Origin of the sequence: Acinetobacter seifertii (assembly GCF_000368065.1) — a bacterium.
GTDB lineage: Bacteria > Pseudomonadota > Gammaproteobacteria > Pseudomonadales > Moraxellaceae > Acinetobacter > Acinetobacter seifertii.
Window position 1 is genome coordinate 1 of sequence record NZ_KB851202.1, and the last position, 22,030, is coordinate 22,030.

Here is a 22,030-nt window from a genome sequence, read left to right on the forward strand (position 1 = left end):
TAGGGTGTGTTGACACTTTTAGCTTAAAAAAATAGCGAAGTAGTAAAATCAAATCGCCAAACCCAATTTTACTATTCGCTATGCCTCGTACTATGCTGACAGATCAACACTGGCAAAAGTTGAAAGTTATTCTGCGTAATTTATCCATTCACCACAACTCAAATTTACGCAATTTTATTGAAGCTATTCTCTATAGAATTAGAACAGGCTGTCCGTGGCGAGATATTCCTTGCTGTTTTGGTCATTCAAACTCTATTTTCAAACGTTTTAATCGTTGGTCAAGCAGCGGTAAGTTTCTTAGATTATTCAAATTACTAGCCTCATGCCCCGATATGGAGTGGATTTTTATTGATGGCTCTCATGTACGTGCTCATCAACATTCTGCCGGCATAGCGAATCAATCTATTTCTAAAAGTGTAGGAGGAAACTCCTCAAAAATACATTTGATTGTTGATGCACATGGCAATCCTATTGATTTCATGATTACCGATGGAACCACACATGATGTTAAAGTTGCACCTGATTTAATATCAACATTAGATTTAAAAGAGACAAAAGTGGTATGTGCAGATAAAGGCTATGATTCAGAACCACTGCGTGAACAGATCAGGAAAACAGGGACTAAAGCGAATATACCAAAGAAAACAAATAGCCAATCGAACAATGACCATATGGACTGGTATTTATATAAAATCAGGCATTTAGTTGAAAATATGTTTTGTAGATTAAAGCAATTTAGAGGAATAGCTACTCGATATGACAAGCTCAAAAGAAATTATCAAAGTTCTGTTGCTTTAGCATGTATATTTTTATGGCTACCTTTATAGGGTTAATTATGAACAGTAAATGTCAACAAACCCTAAAGTTTCAGTAAATTCTTCTTCTGCCTCTAGATATTTTTGTGTAGGCTTTGGCAGTGGCCAGCTTTTAGGTTTAGTTTTAGGTTCTTTTTTCCGAGTAAGCCAAAAGTATTCTGTAGAATCCATTATTCTTACCCATAAAAAAAACCGCCCTTAGGCGGTGGCTAAACTCACAGGCAATATAGTATTACTTCTTAAAAGTTGACTTATAGAGCTTTGAATTAAAGTAATCCGTAATTTCTTTACCTTCGGTTTGAATTTTTTCCTCATTTAAAGGTAAAAAATCTAATTCAGATTTCAAGCTCATATACTCTGGAATAAATTTCTTTATAGGCGGAGGTGGTTTAGGTCCACCTTCTGTAATTTTTTCGATAAATCCAGCTAACCATAAAATATACTCACCTTCTGAATTATGAGGAGGAATCAAACTCACATCTATTTTTACTTTACATTCATCTAATGGTCTACTGAACAATTCAACAAAATCAATAAAATTATATTTTAATTTAAATTCTGTTCCCTCAATTTCTCTGCGTATACATGTCATAAGTAAGTTCATATTTTCAATACAGTCATGTGAAAACAATTCCTCATCTTTAATTTTGTTATAAATATTTTCCGCAAACATGAGATACTGTGGCATTTCAGCAGCTCCTCATTTTTATAAAGTATTTTTCTTAAGGTAGTCCTATTATAACAATGTTGCAACAAGAAATTTTCCATTTTTAGTTTAAGGATTTTTTTAAAATTATAAAGACGATTAGATTCAATAAATTAGTACGAATAAAAGCTAGGAAAGTTTGATTTTTCTAATGAGCTTTAAAATGGATTATTGTGTTTAAATCATCAATTTAAAAAGCTTGCCTAGTAGGTAAGCTTCCCCTTTTTGATATTTGCGCTGATCAACAAGGTTTAGTGTTACCTACAGCAACACACTGATAATACAGAAATATTTAAAAATAAAAAAGCCCACTTCCTATTTTTATTCAGAAATGGACTTAGCGAAAAAAAACGCTTAAACCTGAAATAGGAAATATCTATTCGGAAATATCTCCAACTTCATATTGGCATAATATTTAAGCACTAGCAATAGGGATTGAATTAAAAATATCAAATATTCATATTTAAATAGATAAAGATTTCTTTTTTTAAATGGTTTTATTTTTAGCCTACATAATTTTTTTACTTATCAAGACTTATAAAGAATATGTGTCCATCAATAGGTAATACTTAATAATGTCTTATGTGCAGTAACCATTAGGCTCTAGAGAGTAAGAACTCAAACTGACTAAAAATAAAATAATTAATTTTCAATATCAATGATCATATACTGCAAAGTTAAGTATATTCCAACTTCTCCATTGTTGAGTGCCTCATATAAGTCTTCATCAACGAAATCTCCAGATTCATCATATAGCCATTTATGAATTTGAATAATTTGTATATTCCCTTTTTTGTCTATTCTTGCTATTGGGTCTATTACGGACCGAACTATCACCTTCTTCTTCGTCTCAACATCAAGCAATGTGATAATTGTCATTTTAAAATCCTTATAAATATCCTGTATAACAACTACGCTCAATCAATAAAGATTTTTATATTTAAATTACTCAAATAGCAATCTTTTCAATCTAAAAAATAAATAAAAAACACTTTAATAGTATGTGCCTATTAGAAAAGGTACCTTAAATATTCTACTAGCAATAAAAAACCGCTTTAAGGGCGGTTCATATTATTCATCAATCTGATCATGCAGTTTTTTGATAAACTCTATAAGCTTTTCTTTACTTGCATCATTAATTGCAACTAAACCAGTACTTGCTGCATTATTTAAAACCGCTACTGTTATATCGCTTTTCGCTTTGATTTTCGCACTTTCAACCACCGCATCATATTCAATATTATTCATGGCTTTGTTGCACAAACCTATCTCTAAAGGCTTATTCCACAATATAATTTTCAAATGAATAAGTCGACACCTAAAATTTATCGCACAACCAATTGGTCTTCATATAACCGAGCTCTCATTAATCGTGGAAATATTGCCATTTGGTTTGATCCTGCTACGCAATGGTATGCCCCATCAAAAGGCAAACAAGGACGAAATCAAACTTACTCCGACGCAGCTATCCAATGCTGCCTAATGATTAAATCTCTCTTTCGATTGTCTTTACGCATGGTCACAGGCTTTGTTCAAAGTCTCATCCATCTTTGTAGGTTAAATTGGATAGCGCCAGACTACACTACAATTTGTAGACGACAACAGCATATTGATATTGTGATTAGCTATCAAAAAAGTTGTGTTGGACTATATCTAATCGTTGACTCTACAGGTCTGAAATTCTTAGGTGAGGGTGAATGGAAGCGTAAAAAACATCAGCCTGAATATCGTCGTCAATGGCGTAAATTACATATGAGTATAGATGCTAAAACCTTACAAATACGCGCTGTTCAGCTCACAACCAACAATGTGAGTGATTCACAGGTACTTGGTGATTTACTCGATCAGATTCCACAAGATGAGAGAGTTGACTCCGTCTATACCGATGGAGCTTATGATACCAAACAGTGCCGACAGGTCATTGCGGATCGGCAAGCACATGCAGTGATTCCACCAAGAAAAAATGCGAAGCCATGGAAAGATAAAAAGATGAGCTCGCTAGAACGCAATGAGTTGCTTCGAACAGTTAAACGTTTAGGAAGAACTATTTGGAAGAAATGGTCAGGCTATCATCGGCGAAGTTTGGTTGAAACCAAGATGCATTGCATCAAATTATTAGGGGATAAACTCAGTGCGAGAAATTTTCAAAGCCAAGTCAATGAGATTCATGCACGTATGGCAGTATTAAATAAATTTACGGATTTAGGCAGACCACATACCCGAGTTGTCACTTAAATTTGAGTAGATATGAGAAGTCTTAACTTTTAAATCTTTGTGCAACAAAGCCATAAAAATCGTGGACTACATTTCAATCTAATCAATAATGAGCATACAGATAGACCCTTTAAATAATGACCAGAACCATTCCAATAATCGTTGTTAACATCCCAACTGCTGTACCCATCGTGATTGGTTCAGCAAAGAATAACCATGCTTCTAATGCAGTCGCGACAGGAACCAAATAAAAATAGGTTGTAACCTTAGTCGCTTCCCCAATCTTCAGAAGATAAATCAAAAGTAAAATGGCACTGACTGAAACACCGACCACAAGCCAGACGAGACCCGCAACAAATGAAAGAGACCATGCTACTACTGTATCCGATTCAAAAAAGTAACTGAGTATGCCCATCACCAGTGTTAAGGATACATATTGAAAGAATGTTAAAGACAGAATATGTCCTGTGCTATTGACCTTTTTCTGATACAAAGCCCCTGTGGTCACACCAACTAAAGCCAATACTACTGATATCAATGGAATCAGTTCCACATGATTCGATGTTTTGCTCGGAGATAAAATTAAACAAACTCCAACAAAACCAACGACTACACCTAGCCATTTCATTCGGCTCATACTGGCTTGATCAGAAAAAGAAAGAATAATGGCGGTTAAAATTGGTTGTAAGCCTGTGATTAATGCAACTAAGGCAGGTGACATCCCCTGATTGATCGCATAAAAGCAACCACCGAGAAACAACGTATGCATCAGCAAACCAGCTTTCATTTGCTCAATGATACTTTTTACAGGTGGAAATTTGACTCGGGCAATCAATACCATCACTAAAAACACAAGGCAAGACAACAAACCTCGTAAAAAAAGCAATTTAAATGGAGGTGCGTAGGCAATCGTAAATTTAGCAGCGATGAACCCCGTGCTCCATAAGAGAACAAAGACCATTGGCACGAAAAAGGTGATACCCATACCACCCTTTTTAGTCATATTCATAAGACATACCTAAAAAATCGCATGGAGGAACCATGCGATTGGTGGACATTAAACAGCAGGTGACCAAGCGTCATAGTTCAAGACATATTGATTGTTTTCACGGTAAATACGTCCAGATGCAGGCAGGTTGAAATGCATACCACTGATGGATAATTTGTCGGTTGCCACACGATCCAATAAGGTTGCACGTACAGCTGCGGCTTCATTTGGATCACTATCAAATGCAATCGTGACTTCAGGCCGAGCAATCTGTAAATGAGGGAAATGAACAATATCGCCCCAGATGAGTAATGAATCCTTTTCATCACCGATCAGATAACCTGTATGTCCCGGTGTATGACCGAATAATGGAACTGCTTGGATACCCGGTAAGATCGCCTCATTTTTAAATGGAACTAATTTGTCGTCATACGCATCAAACGCATTTCTTGCAACACCAAAAAATGGTTTGAATCCATCTGGAGCAGATGCAAAAATTGTGTCATTGCGCCAGAATCCCAATTCATTTTCATGTACATATACTTCTTGCACATTTCGGAAAATCGGAGTTGCTAAAGGAGCCGCTAATCCGCCCACATGATCAGGATGCGCATGAGTCAAAAGCACTGTATCAATATCCAGCGGGTCAATACCTGCAGCAGATAAGGCAACTTGTAATCGCCCACCCCAGCCATTAATACCACCCGCACCACTATCTACCAAAATTGTGCGACCACCAGTTTGCAGCACAAATGCATTAATGTTCATACGCGGTAGAGGCTCAACACCACGTTTTTCCAGTAATGCCTCGGCTTTATTGGCTTTGATACCGTTTAATAGTTCAAAAGAAACATCAAGATAACCATCACTGAGCATCGTCACAATTGTATCGCCATAGCGTTTTTTGTTGACGGCTGGTGCTTGATAGATTTTATTCAAGTTCATTCGTATTTCCTTCTTCGAGTACTTCAATTTCTATGACGGCTTCCCTCATAGAACATTGAATTTAAAAATTGTTTGAACGCATTGCTTCGATCACTAAAGAAACATCATGTTCAACATCGCGTAGCATCTCTACAGTTCCGCCATGGGTCGCTTTCCAACCGAGTTTTATTGAGTTCGTCGGATGAACACAAACATTACTGCCCCAGAACCAACCCGATTGCAGTCCCATCGTGACTACAGGTGACGGTAAGAGCTTCTGTTGATCAAAGATTTCAGCAATTCGCTGAGAGACCTGTTTCCAGTAGAAATGTTCGGCAGCTGGGTAATAGATGCCTTCGACGCCACTTGGTGCAGTACCGTTTTGAGCAGCATCCATAATCAGCAAATACAGTTCAGCTAAATCAGCCACATGCACATTCGGCCAAATGTTATCGCCCGTTCCTACAGTCATGACTTGACGTCGAACTAATGAGTGATAAACCAAACGTGGAATTTGAATCGACATCCGATTTGCAGCAAATGGCCCTAAGCCCACGCCAAATACAGTCGGTGGCACAACCAAATAAGTTTTTACAAAACCTTGCTTAGCAGCTTTAAAGACTTCGACATCCACAAAGCGATGTGGTGCGGCATAACCAATGTCTTGATGTTTTTCAACATCCTGTTCATCCCATTCAGTTTGATTGCGATCTAATTCGGGCGGCACACCAAGTCCAATCGAATGCTCGGTTAGAACCCCTGCACCAGATGTATGAATGAAAATAGGCTGCTGACCTGTTTTCTCGAATTGCTTGTGTAAACCGCTCAATAAAGCAACTACACTGGCCTTATGATCACAGTTTGCAGTGCTAAATACGATTTCTGCCGCTTCAGCTTCACGACTGAGTAATTCATCGTCATCCAGTAATCCAACAACAGGGATAAAGCCTCGCTTTTGAAGCTCTTCTGCAACCGAAGAGTTTCTCGATAAAACTCGAATTTCATATTGGTCAAGATAGTGTCGTTCCCACATCAGTTGTAAAAAACTACCACCGATGTAGCCCGTACCGCCTGTAATAAAGATGCGCTTTTTCATAGAACTCAACCTATTTTGCGAATGGATTGAATACAGCACTGCTCAATACCAATCGTGTTGTTTTCAATATGCTGCTTAGTATATGGAAACTTTATATTGACTTGGTCAAGCATAAATACACTGATTGGATACTTTAAGGAAACAATAGAGATTAAGCAGGTGATGATATAAACTGGTGATGGTGAATTTCGTGGACAAATTGAATGAACAGTCGGAATCCTTTAGAAGATCGTTTCTCAGGAATAGTGACCTTTATTGCAGTAGTTGAAACAGGAAGTTTTTCTGGGGCTGCATTTCGAATGAATCTCACGAGATCTGCAATTGCAAAATCTATTTCTAAACTTGAACAGCGTTTGGGGTTACGACTTTTTCATCGAACGACACGGCAACAAAGCCTTACCCATGAAGGTGGAATTTATTATGAACATTGTCTAGGCATGTTAAATGATATCAATGCACTGGAATCTGAATTGAGAGATGGTCAAGTTGGACCTGAAGGTAAAATTCGAATCAGTTGCCCCGTTTTATTCGGTCGTCGATGTGTCGCACCTGTATTACGAATACTCACGCGATTACACCCTAAAATTCTGTTCGAAACCGAGTTCTCAGATCGTGTGATTGATATTTTGGCTGAGGGGTTTGATCTTGCGATTAGGATCGGTCCTGTTGCAGATTCAACGTCTTTAATTGCAAAAAAAATTGCGGTACAACGAATGGCAATTTTTGCCTCTCCGCAGTATCTCAAACAGTTTGGGACACCCATTTCAATCGAAGATTTATATCAGCATCAAGGCATCTTATATGGCAGAGCCTCCCATATTCAGCCTTGGACCATACGAGATCATAAAGACGCACTGGTTAATATTATTTTGCCGAGTAAAGAAGTGTATGATGATTTGCAAGTGATTGCTGACTCAGCCATCGAAAATGGAGGCTTGGCATGGTTACCGAATTGGTTAGGTGCGCCTTATGTAGAAACAGGTCAACTCACACTGGTAATGGACAGTGAACGCGTCCAGCCGATAGACATCCATGTCGTATGGCCAAAAACCAAGTACCTGCCTCATCGCACCCGTCTTCTAATCGATTCACTCGCGGAACAAGTCCCTGTAATGATGGGTTAATAGAATAATTAGTCATGTGCTGGAAAATGAGGTAAAACAAACTCAGCCAGCTCACTCACCACTTCAACTGCAGGACGCTGTGATAGTTTCAAATTAAAAGTGAGATGATTAACACCCATATCTTGTATGCGTTTTAAATACTTGATTAAGGTATTCCGTCCTACTCGCATACCCGAGTGGATCGATTGAACAGGATGATCTGGATTACTTGCTAAATCTAAGAATAACCCTTGTGCAAATGGTTTAGGTAAACCATCTTGCGTGAATGCTTTTGAAGCAACTTTCCACGTATGCAGTAAAGGTGATAATCGACTCGCATCAATAAAATAATACAACCACGCATCTGAATGCTCTGCAATCCAGTTAATATCCTGACGGCTACTACCAGTCACCACAACAGGAACTCGACTTTGATGAGCCTTAGGCAGCAGATTTAAACTGCCATCTAATTCACCAAAACGAGCAGAAAAATGCTGAGGAAACTCATGTTCAGCCGCCTGACGGAAATAGTGGTAGGCTTCTCTGAAACGCTCACCACGTTCATCATATTCTTGGCTTAACCCAAAGGCAGGATACTCAACACCTCGGTCACCTGAAGCAATGCCTAGAACCATACGACCATTCGATAATTGGTCTACTGAATTCGCCTGTTTTGCAACATGTAAAGGGTGACGTAAGGTTAATACCGTACTACCTGTTGCCAGTGCAATATTTTGGGTATGAGCAGATAAAAATGACAAATAAGTAAACGGATCATAGAGTTGACCTGCATCACCAAAATTAGGATCAAGCAGCGGAATATCTCGTGCCCAAAGAGCAGCAAATCCAGCAGTATCTGCCAATTTAACCAGCTCCACATGATTATTCATCATAGGTGCAGCAGTATCTGGATAGGCTTCGAGTGGGAGAATAAAGCCAAGAGTCAATTTATTGGGTGCAAAGATTCTTCTGAACCCAATATGATTGTTAATATCAAACATAGTGTATTCCAAATAAAATCTGTAAAAAAAATGAGAGGTAATGCCAAATTTACCTCTCAGAACGAGGAAAGTGATGTGAAAATTGTGAAGCGGTGTTTTAGTCGATTGTTACGATGATTTTACCGACTTGTGCATTGGATTCGAGGAATTGCGTTGCTTCCACAATTTGTTCAAATGGGAATATACGTGCAATCTTCGCTTTAAACTGTCCCGAAGCTAAACCTTGCGTAATAAATTGTTTCGCTCTTTCTAGTTTTGCATCATCTGCTGTCACTTCAATAAATTCGAAACCACGAATCGTTGTGTGCTTACCCAGAATATGCATCACTGGAATTGGGGTTGCATCGTGACTTAATGCACCATAGATGAAAACAATCGCATCTTTGCCAGTTGCCTTAATGATGTTCTCAAAATCTGGTCCCGTCACAGGATCAAACACGACACGTGCACCTTGACCACCCGTGATATTCAGAATTTCTTGCTCAAGATCATCAACACCGACCTGTAAAACATGCTCTACACCCGCATTTTTAAGCTCTAGAACTTTTTCATCTTTACGAGTTAATGCAATTGGAGTCGCACCGACACTATTCGCAATTTCAATTGCGGCAAGCCCAACACTACTTGATGCAGCACCTAGAACAACGAAGTCACCTTTGCCAAGGTTGGCGATATCAATTAATGCACCCCACGCTGTGGTGTAAGGCATCCATGTTGCTGCTGCAGTTTCCCAACTCACACCTTCAGGGTTCTTCACCACTGCACGGGCTGGCGCGACAACAAGATCACCATAAAGACCATATTCATCAAACATGAAGGCTGGGATAACACTAACTGCATCACCGACTGTAAAGCCTTCAACATCTGCACCGATTGCATCGATATAACCTGAAGCTTCATAACCCATGGTTGCTGGAAACTGGGGTTCAATCACATAACGACCTGAACGGTACATGCTTTCTGCTCGGTTTAAACCTAGTGCATGAACTCGAATACGGACTTCACCTGATTTAGGTTCAGGGGTTGGAACCTCTTCAATTTTTAAAACTTCAGGACCACCAGTTTCATGAAAACGTACATGACGTGCCATCTCTATTTCCTCTTTAATCTGCTCTTATCGAGTTGAGCATTGGTAACCAGATTGGTGTATAGACAGATCAGCTTGTGTACCCGTCTTAATCCGTTCCACGCTCTGTCTGAAGAAAATATTACGTCCATTTAAACTATTTTTTAAGACAACAAACTGGTACATTATTGTTATCAAAAAATGAAACAATTAAATTATGGACTTTATCCGCCAACTCCAGATTTTCGTGACCGTGGTTGAAATGGGGAACTTTTCTCGTGCCGCTGAGACCCTACACATGGCAAGACCCGGAATAACAAAAGCGATTGGAGAATTAGAAAAACATGTCGGTGTACGCCTCTTACAACGCACAACCCGAAGGACTAATCTGACGGGTGAAGGTGAAACCCTATATGCAAAAGCAATGGAGTTATTGCGTGATGTAGAGGATGCACAGAACTTGTTTGGTGGGAGTAAAGAGAAGCCCAGTGGAAGATTAAGAATTGATATTCCAGCAGCATTAGCAAAATCTTTGGTCATTCCCGAGTTAGCAAAATTTCGCGCTCAGTATCCAGATATTAGTATTGTGCTTGGAGTGAATGATCAACCCATTGATCTGATTGCTAACTCTGTTGATTGCGTTTTACGCCTTGGCACGCTACCAGTCAGCAGTATGATAGGCCGCAAGATCGCAGATATTCCTATGGTGATCTGTGCTTCACCTGAGTATCTCAAAAGAAATGGAATACCGTCTTCAATTGAGTCCCTTAATGATCATACGATCATTAATTACTTCTCAGGACAAAAGCACATACCCCTCGCATGGCATTTTTCCAATGCAAGTGATGAAGAAGAAGTAACATTTTCGAGTGGCATTATGGCAAATGATGCCGAAGCCATGGTTGCATGTGCACTCAATCATATTGGCTTAATGCAAGTTCCGGGCATATTGGTCATGGATGAACTCCACAATGGAACCCTTGTTCAAGTTCTTCAAGATTTAGGACACGTCAACTTCCCACTCTCGATTATGTACCCCAATCGACAATACCTTGCACCGCAAGTACGCACTTTTATTGACTGGGTTATTGAAACGATTCAATCAAAAACAGGATCTTGGATTCAGTGACTTTGTTTAGTGAATACCGCTTTCAAAGTATCTAGATCCTCATCCGCTGCAGTTTTCATGCCTCTTTTTTCGAGCCATTTTTTGCCCCACAAACTGAGATCCATAATCAAATCCTGTAACTCTCGTCCTTCATCGCTGAGTGAATATTCAACTTTAGGTGGAATAACAGGATATACATGGCGTATGACCAATCCATCTTCTTCAAGATCACGTAACTGTTTGGTTAGTAAGCGCTGATTAATACTCACCAGATGACGTTGCAATTCACTAAAGCGCAAAGTCCCATCTTTAAACAAATGAAATAAAATTACACCCTTCCACTTTCCACCTAAAATATGTAATGCCGCTTCCATTGAACAGCCCGGAGCAGAATCATAATTACGGAGTTTTTTCATAACGTTTACAGTTACCTTTTGGTAAGTATGAGAATTTTTTTAGCGTATAAACGGCTTTGTTGCACAAAGATTTAAAAGTTAAGACTTCTCATATCTACTCAAATTTAAGTGACAATTCGGGTATGTGGTCTGCCTAAGTCGTACAAGGGCAACGTAAGATCAGCAGTGAAGTCATTTTAAATTCCTTGTACTGCAATTTGCATTACATGGAACAAACCCACAATAGTTACCGCTATTGTGGGTCATTAGCCCTCTTCTTGATTAAGTTATAAGAAAAAAACCTCTATCATTCGATTGATTCTTTTATATAAATAATAAAGTAAATCTCTGTTTTCGATGAAATTTTATAAAGTTCAGTATTAGACCTGTAGAGAAAACTTATCAAAAGAAGTATTGGTTAATCTTTTTCTTCAACTTCTTCCTTAAACTCAAACAAATCATTCATCGTACAGTTAAAGTATTTACATAACTTATCAGCGACTGGCAATTCGATACGTATAGCACGGTCATAATACATACTTGTCAGCGTATTACGATTGATTCCTGTCGCATGCACCACTTCACTTAATTTTAAAATTTTTCTATCGCCCATGAGGCTAGATAACTTACAAGTAATCATATTTAAATTAATTTACAAAAAATAACTTGCTGTGGGTTATTTGAAGTTGTTGCCTGAGTAATACTTTGCTAAAATTAACCTACAGCAGGTTATTACAACTTGTAGAAAGTATATTTTATCCATTTCAATTAAATTATAACTTTTTAAATATAAGGATTGAACCTGCATTAGATTTTTTTGTGGAGATGACCGCCGTGTTACCAAATGAGTTATTAATCAGCCAGCAAGCTCGTGACTTAGGAAATCAATTAATTAAAGAAATGAACATCAATAGAAGTTATGGATTGGCTAATTTTCTTGGAGTAAATACTTGCTATGATAATCATCAGGCTGTACTTATTTGGACATTTCAACTGCTAGAAAGAGAACCTGCCTTAAATGAATTAGCAGAAATTAAAAAATATTTTCTTTTAATCTTTCCAGATAGTGTTTATCAATTAGCCTAAGTTATTTTTAAAAATTATTTTTTATATAAAAACACTAAATCAAAGAAAACTTTCTTTTAAAATACCTAGTAATTCAAATTCATACGATTTACAGAATATGTGAAGCATAAATTCTTGTTCCTGCTTTATCACTCACTCCTACTAGACCTTAGTAAAGACTAAAATTACATAGCTCTTTTTACTGATACTAAACGATTCATGCCCACACTACGTTCTGCTGCTTCGAGGGCTAGTTTTTGTTGAACCACTGAGAACAAGGACAATAAATTGCCTACTATATTTTTCCGGAGAGTGGTGTAGGAACTTTTTCATTATTGCTAATCATATCAGCGACAACATCAGCAACGAGCTCCTCTATTCCTGAGAATGCTTTAGACTGATCCGCATCATGCTAAGACAATGATGGAAACTCAGCACACAACCCAACATACCCATTATCTTCAGCTGACCATTTAACACGGTAAGTATATTGTTTACTATCCATTTGACACCTCACAATTTTTTAAGTTTATGTTTTTCTGTATAAAAGTACGATTTTCACTTACTAGTACTTAAATAATCACCCCACCACTGCATCATTTCAGTCCGTTGAGCTAAATAGTCAGCGTGATTATAGCTGGCACGGGTACGGTTCTTATCAATATGTGAAAGTTGTGCCTCAATCCAATTATCTTGGAACAAACCTGAGTCATTCAAAATGGTACTAAAAGTAGAACGTAATCCATGAGAAGATAGTTGATGTTTGCCATACCCCATCTTACGTATGGCCATATTTAGAGTATTAAAATGAATCGGTTGATTGTGTTTGCGAGGGCTAGCAAAAAGGTATTTTTCACCGTATGACCACTGCATGACGTCTTTCAAAATCTCTAAAGCCTGATTTGAAAGTGGAACTAAAAAATCTGGAATCTCATGGCCTAATATAACTTTTCGTCGAAACTGTTTAATATGCAAGGCAGGTATTTTCCAGATTTTTTCATTTAAATCAAAATGATGAGGCTCAGCCAATAACAATTCGGCCCCTCTCACGCCAGTATGTAATTTGAACATCAGTGCTTTTTTAATAATGGGATGGGCATCCAATTTTTGTAATTTATTCTTAAAATCAAATATTTCCTCCGCTTTCAAATACGGATAATTTTTTTTGATTTTGCTGTTAATGGTGATTTTATTTAAACCATGAGCGATGTTGAACTCACAATAACCCATCGCTACAGCGTAGTCATAAATTTGGTTCAAATAACTACAAGCTTTTTTGACAGGTTCTTTTACTTGGCGTCCCTCTATTTTTTTGATTACTGAAACCAGGTCATAGCGCTTGATGTTTTGAAAAGGTAAATCCTGAAGGTCTGGATAAATATCTTGCTGTAAGCATCTTTCTGCTAACTGTAGTACACCACAGCGGGGTAGATCGTTGAAGGCATTCTTCAGTTTGAACTGTAACCACTCCTCCCCGACCTTACCAAAGGTGATAAGATTAGAGGCAGTATCATGTTCAAAACAGAAATTATTGTCTTTAAAGTCATCTCTGACTTGTCGTGCCTTTTTCAGCGATAAATCAGGATAAAGACCTAACTGAATGCGTCGACGTTTTTTAGTTTGTGGATCTGTATAGCGATAGCACCAAGATTTTCTTCCACTCGGCTCAATCTTCAGGCTAAGCCCATCTTCATCGGATAAAAAACAGGTTTTTTCCTTGCAATGAGCTTGGCGAACTTTAATATCAGTAAGACTCATGGAATTTAAATGAAACCTAATAAGGGGTTGATTGGATCAATTATATCAAAATAGAACGCTTTATATATGATGCGTATGATACGCATCATATATTTTTATAAGTATTTGTTAAATAAACTTTATATCTAGATTGGCTATTCCTTAGTGACCAATTAATTAACCATTGATTTCGCAAGTCTTAAATTAGCATTTGAAGTGCAACTCTATGTTATGACTATTCACAGTTCTGTTCCATGATTCATGGTTACTTATTACTTATGTTACTATGTCAGGGGCGATACAAGAATTAAGGTAACCTTATGAAAATAGCGAATACGAAATTACTAGCTGGTGCTTTTATGGCCCTAACTTTAACTATGCTTAGCCCAGCCGTACTTGCAAATGATAACAATGATATACGAAAGACTGTTGTAGTTAAGTTTGCAAAAAAAGCTTACTCTGCAAATTATTACGGAAGGATAGAGGGATACAAGTATGATTCCTACAAATTTTATGCTAAAAAAGGGCAAAAGTTAAAAGTGAAGTTGACTGGAGGAAATGTTGAAGCTTACTTATGGGGTAATCAATTAAAAGACTCCATCAATATTGGAGAATATTCTCCAGAGCTTGATGATAATGGTATTTATATTTTACCTGCTTCAGGTGAGTATGAAATTAGAGTATTACAACCTAGATCACAGGCAAGAAATGATAAAAAACCTCAATACTGGATGAGTATTAACATTAAATAAAGACTTGCTAGATTCTTTTAAGCTTTTATACGAGGGTTCAAAAACTATTGCCAGTTAAGCGGGGCGTGATTTTTACGCATATGTGTTTATGTTATTAAAATGATATAGATTACTTGTTTAATACCCCAAGGAATAATTTAATGTTGCTGTGCGTTAGTCACTTTTCTTTCAAAAGTTGATTATATCTTTCAACGTAACCGTCGTGATATTCAAGCTCTTTTGATAGGAATTTGCAGTGAAAGAATAGGCGAAACTTGTCTTAAATAATGGTAATTCCTTATCTTTAAAATAGAGTACGCCCGATGAAATTCATTAGGCGTTTACTTTAAATAAGTGTCAGGTTATTTTATAATCATATGTACTTGTCAATCATGATTCTTTTTCTCAATTGCGTTAAAAAAACAATTTTGCTATTTTTGACTTTTCACACCATTTTGTTCAATTTGTACTGCGACTTGCCAGCTAGGTAGTTGGCTTAAACCTGCTACATAACGTTGGATATGGGGATAATTTTCACCTTGTCCCATATGATAAACTAAAGCATGTAGTCCAAAGCCCATCATAAAGTCAGCACCGGTTAAACGGTCTGCCACTAGAAATTCTTTATCTTTTAAATATTCATTTAAATGGCCAAATACCTTATCGAACTCAACTTGAGTATAATTTTCTAGAAATACCAACTTCGTGCCTTGCTTGGTTTCTATCGCATTAAACGTTTTTAACAAAAATGGCAGCATGGCAGAGCTTTCTGAGAAATGAATCCACTGTAGATAATCGACATAAGTAGATTCATCCATATCTGGTGCTAAATGCGGCGCAAGTTTCTGAATTAATAACTCAACGATTGCGCCTGACTCTGCAATAACTTTGCCATCCCATTCCAATACTGGAGATTTCCCTAAAGGATGGATGGTTTTTAAAGATTCAGGGGCCAAATGCGTGCTTGAGTCACGATAATAGCGTTTCAGCTCATAGGGCTGCTTGATTTCTTCAAGTAACCACAAAATGCGAAAAGAACGTGATTGATCTAAATGATGTAGTTTAATCATGATAATTCCTATTTTTTTAAATTTTTACAACCACTTTGCCAAAGTTTTCGCCTTTCAACATACCATTGAAAGCATTGATCGTGTTATCTAAACCTTGCACCATATGCTCTTTATATTTGATTTTTCCGTCTTTCAACCATTCAAACATTTGCTGATAGAATTCCGGATACTGACTGCCATAATCATCAAAAATAATAAAGCCTTGCATGCGAATACGCTTTTTTAAAAGGGTGGAAATAAAGCCCGGTAAACGGTCTAGCCCTTGTACTTGCTCGGTAGCGTTATACTGGGAAACCACACCACACACCGGTACACGTGCCGCAGAGTTAAGCAATGGCCATACCGCATCAAACACTTTACCCCCTACATTCTCATAATAAATATCAATACCGTTCGGAACTGCTTGTTGTAATTGTTCTGCAAAATTTTCATCATGATGATTGATACAAGCGTCGAAGCCGAGTTCTTCTACTGCATAACGGCATTTTTCAGGCCCACCTGCGACGCCAACCACGCGACAACCTTTAAGTTTGCCAATCTGTCCAACCGTAGCACCAACAGGTCCCGTTGCAGCTGCAACGACTAAAGTTTCACCGGCTTTAGGCTGACCAATGTCCAACAACCCCATATAAGCAGTAAATCCTGGCATTCCCAAAATACCCAATGCCCAAGATGGATGTTCAGGTTGCATACCTAAGCTTTGACATGCAGTCCCATTAGAAATTGCGTAGCCCTGCCAGCCATTTCCTGAAAAAACCCACTCGCCTTCTTTGAATTTTGGGTTTTTAGAGGCCACTACTTGACTGACTGTTCCACCGACCATCACTTCGCCAATTTCAACCGGTGCTGCATATGAAGGAGCATCGCTCATGCGACCACGCATATAAGGATCGAGTGACAAGTAAATGGTTTTTAACAATATCTCGCCTTGTTTAAGTTCATTGAGCTCAACTTGTTCAATACGAAAATCGCTGTGTTTTGGCTCACCCACTGGCCGTTTAGCTAAAACGATGCGTTGATTAATAACTGTTTTCACACATAACTCCATGTTTTATTTAGAATTACTTCCCTTCACAATCAAAAATTATGATTAAAATTTCTTTACATCCATTGTAGAGGAGTTATAATAAAAAACAATACGACTGGTCTATTTTTTATAATAGAGTAAATAATTAATATGAAGCCTAATCCTATTAAAAAGTCTGAAGCGAAGCGCTTACACATTCTTAACACCAGTTCAGACCTGATTTTGCATAAAGGTTTTACTGGTGTAGGATTACAGGAAATTTTACAGAGCTGTGAGATCCCCAAAGGCTCGTTTTATCATTATTTCCAATCCAAGGAAGCTTTCGGATGTGAATTGGTACAGCATTATGTGGATAATTACCAAGTCCGTTTAAATGATGTATGGCGTAGCGATAAATCTCCTTATCAAAAGCTGATTGAGTATTTTAATTTATGGATAGAAGATCCTGAAACACAGTGTGGTTGGGCGGATAGTTGTTTAATTGTGAAACTTGCCGCAGAAGTTGCCGATCTATCTGAAGATATGCGTTCCATTATGTCCGCTGGCGTGGATGATGTAATCGAGCGTATTGCTGGTTTAATTGATTTGGGAAAACAGGATCAGTCTATCCAAGCAGATACTGAGGCCTCGACTTTGGCACAAGTACTTTACCAAATGTGGTTAGGTGCAGCATTACTGAGTAAGTTGCAAAAAGATAAAACACCATTACATCAAGCTCTGAGAGCAACTAAATTTCTATTAAAAAGTGAAGTCTCGTAAAAATTAGATTAAATATCAATTACATAATTAATGACAGCAGCCCAATGATTACTTATTAATGTGTTGCTATTAGATCAATTTACAATCCATGAGTATAGCGCACAATGAATTCTCCTTCTAAAGCCCTCATGACTCGTATTTTAGTCGGATATTTAGGCTTATATCCCACACTATTACTGGTACTCACTTTATTAAAGCCAATTACTCAGCATCAAAGTTTCCCGATGATGGTGTTGATTGAAGTCATAGTATTGGTGCCAGTAACGCAACTGATTTCTTTCCCACTGGCAGGTTGGCTCATTACACAGCTAAAAAATTTTAAGAATTTGTTTTAAGAAGAATTTATGCTGGCAACAGCAATCCTAAGTCCTTATTTTGCCAACCGTTGTGGTTGGCAAAATAACTCACTTAGTCAATACTAATCTGCGTAAGCTGGATAATCAATATAGCCTTTTTCTGTCCCACCATACATAGTGCTTGCATCTACTGGATTCAATGGCCAGCCATTGGCGATGCGATCGGGTAAATCTGGATTCGCAATAAATGGGCGTCCAAATGCAATTAAATCGGCCAGTCCTGCCTCTAAAATTCGAGTCCCTCTTTCTGCCGTATATCGACCTGCATAAATAATCCGACCACTGAAAGTGTCTCTGACATCTCTACGAAAATCATGAGGAAGTTCTGGTGCATTATCCCAATCAGCTTCTGCAATCGATAAATAGGCAATCCCAACTTCTTCAAGTATTTTTATGGCTTCAATATAAGTCACATGTGGATCATCTTCAACCAACCCTATGTAAACACGATCTTCCTCTGTACTTTCAAATAGCGGGGCAAAACGCACTCCTAAACGATCTGCACCAACCACCTCAGCAACTGCCTCTACTACTTCACGTAAAAAACGCAAACGATTGTTTAGTGATCCACCATATTCATCTTCACGGTGGTTACTATGTGAAGAGATAAATTGATTCACCAAATAACCATTTGCACAATGAATTTCAACTCCATCAAAACCAGCAGCCAAGGCATTGCGTGCTGCTTGAGCATAGAGTTGCACTAATTCTTTAACTTCTGCATTGCTTAAAGCACGTGGCATTGAAGGATCAGCCAAGGTCCCAGCATTAGGCCCGGTCTCAATAAACACTTTAACATTACTATCAGCCCTAATAGCCGAGGGTGCGACCGGTGATGCATGATTAGGTTGCAAAGATGTATGTGAAACACGCCCAACATGCCAAAGTTGTGCAAAAATAATGCCTCCTTTAGCATGCACTGCTTCAGTCACTTTACGCCATCCAGCAATCTGTTCAGGGCTGTAAATACCGGGAGTCCAAGCATAGCCTTGACCACGTGGCTCGATTTGCGTACCTTCGGTGACCATAAATCCTGCCCCGGCACGCTGTTGATAATAGGTTGCCATCAGTTCATTTGGAATATTCCCTGGCTGAGTACTGCGCGACCGCGTTAATGGTGGCAATACAATACGGTTTCGCAAAACATAAGGGCCTAAGCTTAAGTTTTGAAAAAGTATGCTGTCTTTCATTTCATTGTATCCAAATAATCATGACTTAATTGATCTAAATTAAAAAATACCCTTCCTTCCTGTATATAGAAAAATAAAGGAAAGAAAGCTATTAACTCAGACCCTCCACCATTAAGTGAGGGTTATTTTGCTTATTGCGCCAGTTGCTCAGAGTCAGAAGTTATTCACTGCTAAGCACCACAACAGACGCTAGCTACTCTTTATTTCAACAATTGAAGTAATGCTGTAGCAGTTGCAGCAGAAGAGGCTGGATTTTGTCCAGTAACCAGCAAGCCATCTACTTGAACATGTACTTGCCAATCATCTACTTTAGAATAATGACCACCATTTTCTTTAAGCATGTCTTCGACTAAAAATGGTACAATTTCAGTCAAGCCTACAGCAGCCTCCTCAGTATTGCTAAAACCAGTGACTAATTTACCGCTGACTAAAGGCGCTCCATTACTCGCTTTCACATGACGAAGAACACCTGGGGCATGACACACTGCTGCAACAGGTTTGCCAGACTGAATCGCCTGTTCAATCAGAGAAATTGAAATCGGATCTTCTGCTAAATCCCACAATGGACCATGCCCGCCTGGATAAAACACTGCATCATAATCAGCTACAGAAATTTCGCTAAGTTTATGCGTCTGTGCCAATGCTTGCATTGCAGTTGGATCAGCTTCAAAACGATGAGTGGCTTCAGTTTGCGCATCGGCTAAATTACTTTTAGGATCTAGTGGTGGCTGCCCACCTTGAGGCGACGCCAGCGTAACTTCAGCACCAGAGTCAATAAAGGTGTAATACGGTGCAGCAAGTTCTTCTAGCCAGAAACCTGTTTTCTTACCAGTATTGCCAAGTTGATCATGTGAGGTTAAAACGACTAAAATTTTCATGTTATTTCTCCGATAATTTTCATGATTCAGGAGCATTGTTGCATGATCACTTGCTGTGTGGCGTGAGCATGCCAGATAGCTTATTTAGATGCTCGTCGCAAGAATTTGGCGACTGATCTCTAATGAAACATTTTTGTGTTCGCCTAGCTGTGTCAGATTGTGTGATTTAAGTTGCGTAATGATGATCTCAATATCTGTCTCCCCCAGTCCATAATCGCTAAGACGAGTCGGCAATCCAAGTTGCTCAAAGAAGGCTCGAGTACGAGCAATAGCCGTATCAATACATTGTTCTTCATCACCTTCGACAATCTGCCAGACACGAGCTGCATACTGTAGTAATTTTTCTCGCTTCTCTTGACGACGCACTTGTAGATTGGCTGGCAACACAATGGCCAAGGTACGAGCATGATCAATACCATGTAAAGCCGTGAGCTCATGTCCAATCAAATGGGTTGACCAATCTTGTGGTACACCAGCTCCAATCAGCCCATTCAGTGCCATGCTAGCAGACCACATCAAATTCGCACGCGTGTCATAATCTGCTGAATCTTCCAAGATTTTCGGTCCAATCTCAATCAGAGTTTGCAATAGACCTTCGGCAAAACGATCTTGTACTTGTGCATTCACAGGGTAAGTTAAGTACTGTTCAATGACATGAACAAATGCATCCACCACGCCATTAGCCAACTGGCGCGTCGGCAAGCTAAAGGTTTTATTCGGATCTAGTACGGAAAATTGCGGAAAAACATAGGGACTGCTAAATGACAATTTGGCTTGGGTCGATTTTCTGGTTACTACACCACCGCTATTCATTTCTGAACCAGTTGCCGGAAGGGTGAGTACACTCGCAAAAGGCAAAGCTTGAGTAATTTTAGTACCATGGGTTTCTAAAATCTCCCATGTATCCCCTGTATAATTGACTGCTGCTGCAATAAATTTAGTACCATCAATTACCGATCCACCACCGACAGCCATCAAGAAATCAATCTTTTGTTCTCGAATCAGCTCTACAGCTTTCATGAGGGTTTCATAACTCGGATTCGGCTCAATTCCGCCAAATTCATGAATTTCTCTTGCACCTAATGCTTCACGCACTTCAGCTAAAGTACCATTCTTACGTGCACTTTCACCACCAAATAACATTAACACTTTTGCTTCTGTAGGCACATAGTCATTGATTTCAGCTATTGTATCGCCACCAAAAATAATGCGGGTCGGATTATAAAAGTTAAAATTCAGCATATTTTTATCCTAGGATGATCAGCTAATTGATTTGAAAAGCCACCGTTATTCATCAAATAAACTTTAAAAAATTGGACAATACTGCGGCTTTTGCCTACACCATGTGCTAACTATACATAAAAATAGACCAGTCGTCTATTTTTTAAAAAATTATTTCAGCTTGCCAACTTGAGTGATGCTTAAACAAATTCAGGCTTGTTCTATACCACTTTTATTATTGATGTATTTTCACGAGCGATTGTTGGATGGAAGATATCAACACGTATGACTATTGACGTGGTCGTGAACGCATTGGCTGAAACAGTGAATGGCTCATAGAAAATAGCAATGATTAAATATTTTAAAAGCAGATTGGCAAGGTTTAGCAGATGTACAAATGCAGCGCTAAATTAGATAGATTGGTTCAATATAAGGCATGTGGATTCATTCGTTTATTTACCCTGTTTTGGATATTGACCCATGTAAACGATGAGATTAAGCCAATAAATAAAGTAGCCCAACTTGAATAAAAAGCCTCTGACAAACCTCACAGGGTTGAAGTGCTGCCTTTCATTCAAAA

General features: G+C 38.4%; 24 protein-coding genes and 3 pseudogenes. 9 read left to right on the forward strand and 18 right to left on the reverse strand.

What is annotated here, in order from left to right; genetic code table 11:
* Positions 1–80: 80 nt before the first annotated feature.
* Positions 81–846 (forward strand): annotated as a pseudogene (locus F985_RS19470) (IS5-like element ISAba31 family transposase).
* Here the strand turns inward: F985_RS19470 and F985_RS25795 are convergent.
* From F985_RS25795 to F985_RS25935, 4 genes are all read right to left on the reverse strand, one after another.
* A complete protein-coding gene (locus tag F985_RS25795) occupies positions 834–986 on the reverse strand; it encodes a hypothetical protein (RefSeq protein ID WP_157668066.1) in 153 nt (50 codons plus the stop codon). The pseudogene F985_RS19470 and the gene F985_RS25795 overlap by 13 nt on opposite strands.
* A 61-nt stretch (positions 987–1,047) precedes the next feature.
* Positions 1,048–1,503, reverse strand: a complete 456-nt coding sequence (locus F985_RS19475; RefSeq protein ID WP_004704223.1) for a hypothetical protein — start codon at positions 1,501–1,503, stop codon at positions 1,048–1,050.
* Positions 1,504–2,163: 660 nt separating this feature from the next.
* Positions 2,164–2,400, reverse strand: coding sequence for a hypothetical protein (locus tag F985_RS19480; RefSeq protein WP_000152660.1), 237 nt, complete (start codon positions 2,398–2,400; stop codon positions 2,164–2,166).
* A 192-nt stretch (positions 2,401–2,592) separates the two neighbouring features.
* The gene (locus tag F985_RS25935) at positions 2,593–2,769 is read right to left on the reverse strand and encodes a hypothetical protein (protein WP_004704225.1); all 177 of its coding nucleotides are present in this window, start codon (positions 2,767–2,769) and stop codon (positions 2,593–2,595) included.
* Between the two features lie 54 nt (positions 2,770–2,823).
* On the opposite strand from F985_RS25935, the gene F985_RS19485 reads away from it, so the two are divergent.
* Positions 2,824–3,756, forward strand: coding sequence for an IS5-like element ISAba13 family transposase (locus F985_RS19485; RefSeq protein ID WP_004704227.1), 933 nt, complete (start codon positions 2,824–2,826; stop codon positions 3,754–3,756).
* Positions 3,757–3,865: 109 nt separating this feature from the next.
* Here the strand turns inward: F985_RS19485 and F985_RS19490 are convergent, their stop codons facing one another.
* From F985_RS19490 to F985_RS19500, 3 genes are all read right to left on the reverse strand, one after another.
* A complete protein-coding gene (locus tag F985_RS19490; RefSeq protein WP_001057459.1) occupies positions 3,866–4,744 on the reverse strand; it encodes a DMT family transporter in 879 nt (292 codons plus the stop codon).
* A gap of 48 nt (positions 4,745–4,792) precedes the next feature.
* Positions 4,793–5,668 carry an MBL fold metallo-hydrolase gene (locus tag F985_RS19495; protein ID WP_001052527.1) on the reverse strand — a complete coding sequence of 292 codons (876 nt, stop codon included), beginning with the start codon at positions 5,666–5,668 and terminating at the stop codon, positions 4,793–4,795.
* Positions 5,669–5,729: 61 nt separating this feature from the next.
* Complete coding sequence (locus F985_RS19500; protein ID WP_000745939.1) at positions 5,730–6,743, reverse strand: NAD-dependent epimerase/dehydratase family protein; 1,014 nt, start codon at positions 6,741–6,743, stop codon at positions 5,730–5,732.
* A gap of 203 nt (positions 6,744–6,946) precedes the next feature.
* On the opposite strand from F985_RS19500, the gene F985_RS19505 reads away from it, so the two are divergent.
* Complete coding sequence (locus F985_RS19505; RefSeq protein WP_001088578.1) at positions 6,947–7,867, forward strand: LysR family transcriptional regulator; 921 nt, start codon at positions 6,947–6,949, stop codon at positions 7,865–7,867.
* Positions 7,868–7,875: 8 nt separating this feature from the next.
* On the opposite strand, the gene F985_RS19510 is transcribed toward F985_RS19505, so the two are convergent.
* Both F985_RS19510 and F985_RS19515 read right to left on the reverse strand, forming a co-directional pair.
* Positions 7,876–8,847 (reverse strand): LLM class oxidoreductase, encoded by a 972-nt coding sequence (locus F985_RS19510; RefSeq protein ID WP_000459701.1) that lies wholly within the window; start codon positions 8,845–8,847, stop codon positions 7,876–7,878.
* A gap of 97 nt (positions 8,848–8,944) precedes the next feature.
* Entirely contained in the window at positions 8,945–9,937 is a 993-nt protein-coding gene (locus F985_RS19515; RefSeq protein ID WP_000090746.1) for a zinc-dependent alcohol dehydrogenase family protein, read from the reverse strand.
* Between the two features lie 193 nt (positions 9,938–10,130).
* Between F985_RS19515 and F985_RS19520 the strand changes: the two genes are divergently transcribed.
* Positions 10,131–11,042 carry a LysR family transcriptional regulator gene (locus F985_RS19520; protein ID WP_000345759.1) on the forward strand — a complete coding sequence of 304 codons (912 nt, stop codon included), beginning with the start codon at positions 10,131–10,133 and terminating at the stop codon, positions 11,040–11,042.
* On the opposite strand, the gene F985_RS19525 is transcribed toward F985_RS19520, so the two are convergent.
* Together F985_RS19525 and F985_RS19530 are read right to left on the reverse strand one after the other, a co-directional pair.
* Positions 11,036–11,437, reverse strand: coding sequence for a winged helix-turn-helix transcriptional regulator (locus F985_RS19525; RefSeq protein ID WP_000736237.1), 402 nt, complete (start codon positions 11,435–11,437; stop codon positions 11,036–11,038). The two genes, F985_RS19520 and F985_RS19525, sit on opposite strands and share 7 nt — an antisense overlap.
* A gap of 397 nt (positions 11,438–11,834) precedes the next feature.
* Complete coding sequence (locus F985_RS19530; RefSeq protein ID WP_000627021.1) at positions 11,835–12,056, reverse strand: helix-turn-helix domain-containing protein; 222 nt, start codon at positions 12,054–12,056, stop codon at positions 11,835–11,837.
* A 194-nt stretch (positions 12,057–12,250) separates the two neighbouring features.
* On the opposite strand from F985_RS19530, the gene F985_RS19535 reads away from it, so the two are divergent.
* Entirely contained in the window at positions 12,251–12,502 is a 252-nt protein-coding gene (locus tag F985_RS19535) for a hypothetical protein (RefSeq protein WP_000937271.1), read from the forward strand.
* Positions 12,503–12,776: 274 nt separating this feature from the next.
* On the opposite strand, the pseudogene F985_RS26020 reads toward F985_RS19535, so the two are convergent.
* Positions 12,777–12,998, reverse strand: a pseudogene (locus tag F985_RS26020) (antitoxin HicB).
* Between the two features lie 41 nt (positions 12,999–13,039).
* A complete protein-coding gene (locus F985_RS19540; protein ID WP_000059635.1) occupies positions 13,040–14,239 on the reverse strand; it encodes a tyrosine-type recombinase/integrase in 1,200 nt (399 codons plus the stop codon).
* Positions 14,240–14,538: 299 nt separating this feature from the next.
* Between F985_RS19540 and F985_RS19545 the strand changes: the two genes are divergently transcribed.
* Positions 14,539–14,970, forward strand: coding sequence for a PPC domain-containing protein (locus tag F985_RS19545; RefSeq protein ID WP_000684952.1), 432 nt, complete (start codon positions 14,539–14,541; stop codon positions 14,968–14,970).
* 410 nt (positions 14,971–15,380) lie between these two features.
* Here the strand turns inward: F985_RS19545 and F985_RS19550 are convergent, their stop codons facing one another.
* Both F985_RS19550 and F985_RS19555 read right to left on the reverse strand, forming a co-directional pair.
* Positions 15,381–16,019 (reverse strand): glutathione S-transferase family protein, encoded by a 639-nt coding sequence (locus tag F985_RS19550; RefSeq protein WP_000593330.1) that lies wholly within the window; start codon positions 16,017–16,019, stop codon positions 15,381–15,383.
* A 16-nt stretch (positions 16,020–16,035) separates the two neighbouring features.
* Positions 16,036–17,055, reverse strand: a complete 1,020-nt coding sequence (locus F985_RS19555; RefSeq protein WP_000859511.1) for an NADP-dependent oxidoreductase — start codon at positions 17,053–17,055, stop codon at positions 16,036–16,038.
* 141 nt (positions 17,056–17,196) lie between these two features.
* Here F985_RS19555 and F985_RS19560 point away from each other — a divergent pair, with 141 nt between their 5' ends.
* Complete coding sequence (locus tag F985_RS19560; protein WP_000804053.1) at positions 17,197–17,805, forward strand: TetR/AcrR family transcriptional regulator; 609 nt, start codon at positions 17,197–17,199, stop codon at positions 17,803–17,805.
* Positions 17,806–17,909: 104 nt separating this feature from the next.
* Positions 17,910–18,140, forward strand: a complete 231-nt coding sequence (locus F985_RS19565) for a hypothetical protein (RefSeq protein ID WP_001087973.1) — start codon at positions 17,910–17,912, stop codon at positions 18,138–18,140.
* A gap of 83 nt (positions 18,141–18,223) precedes the next feature.
* Here F985_RS19565 and F985_RS19570 read toward each other — a convergent pair whose 3' ends face one another.
* The 3 genes from F985_RS19570 to F985_RS19580 form a co-directional block, all read right to left on the reverse strand.
* Positions 18,224–19,351 carry an alkene reductase gene (locus tag F985_RS19570; RefSeq protein ID WP_004704242.1) on the reverse strand — a complete coding sequence of 376 codons (1,128 nt, stop codon included), beginning with the start codon at positions 19,349–19,351 and terminating at the stop codon, positions 18,224–18,226.
* 200 nt (positions 19,352–19,551) lie between these two features.
* Positions 19,552–20,229 (reverse strand): type 1 glutamine amidotransferase domain-containing protein, encoded by a 678-nt coding sequence (locus F985_RS19575; RefSeq protein ID WP_000699624.1) that lies wholly within the window; start codon positions 20,227–20,229, stop codon positions 19,552–19,554.
* Between the two features lie 84 nt (positions 20,230–20,313).
* Positions 20,314–21,471, reverse strand: coding sequence for an iron-containing alcohol dehydrogenase (locus F985_RS19580; RefSeq protein ID WP_004704243.1), 1,158 nt, complete (start codon positions 21,469–21,471; stop codon positions 20,314–20,316).
* A gap of 183 nt (positions 21,472–21,654) precedes the next feature.
* On the opposite strand from F985_RS19580, the pseudogene F985_RS26210 reads away from it, so the two are divergent.
* Positions 21,655–21,980 (forward strand): annotated as a pseudogene (locus tag F985_RS26210) (IS3 family transposase); the annotation flags it as partial.
* Positions 21,981–22,030: the final 50 nt, after the last annotated feature.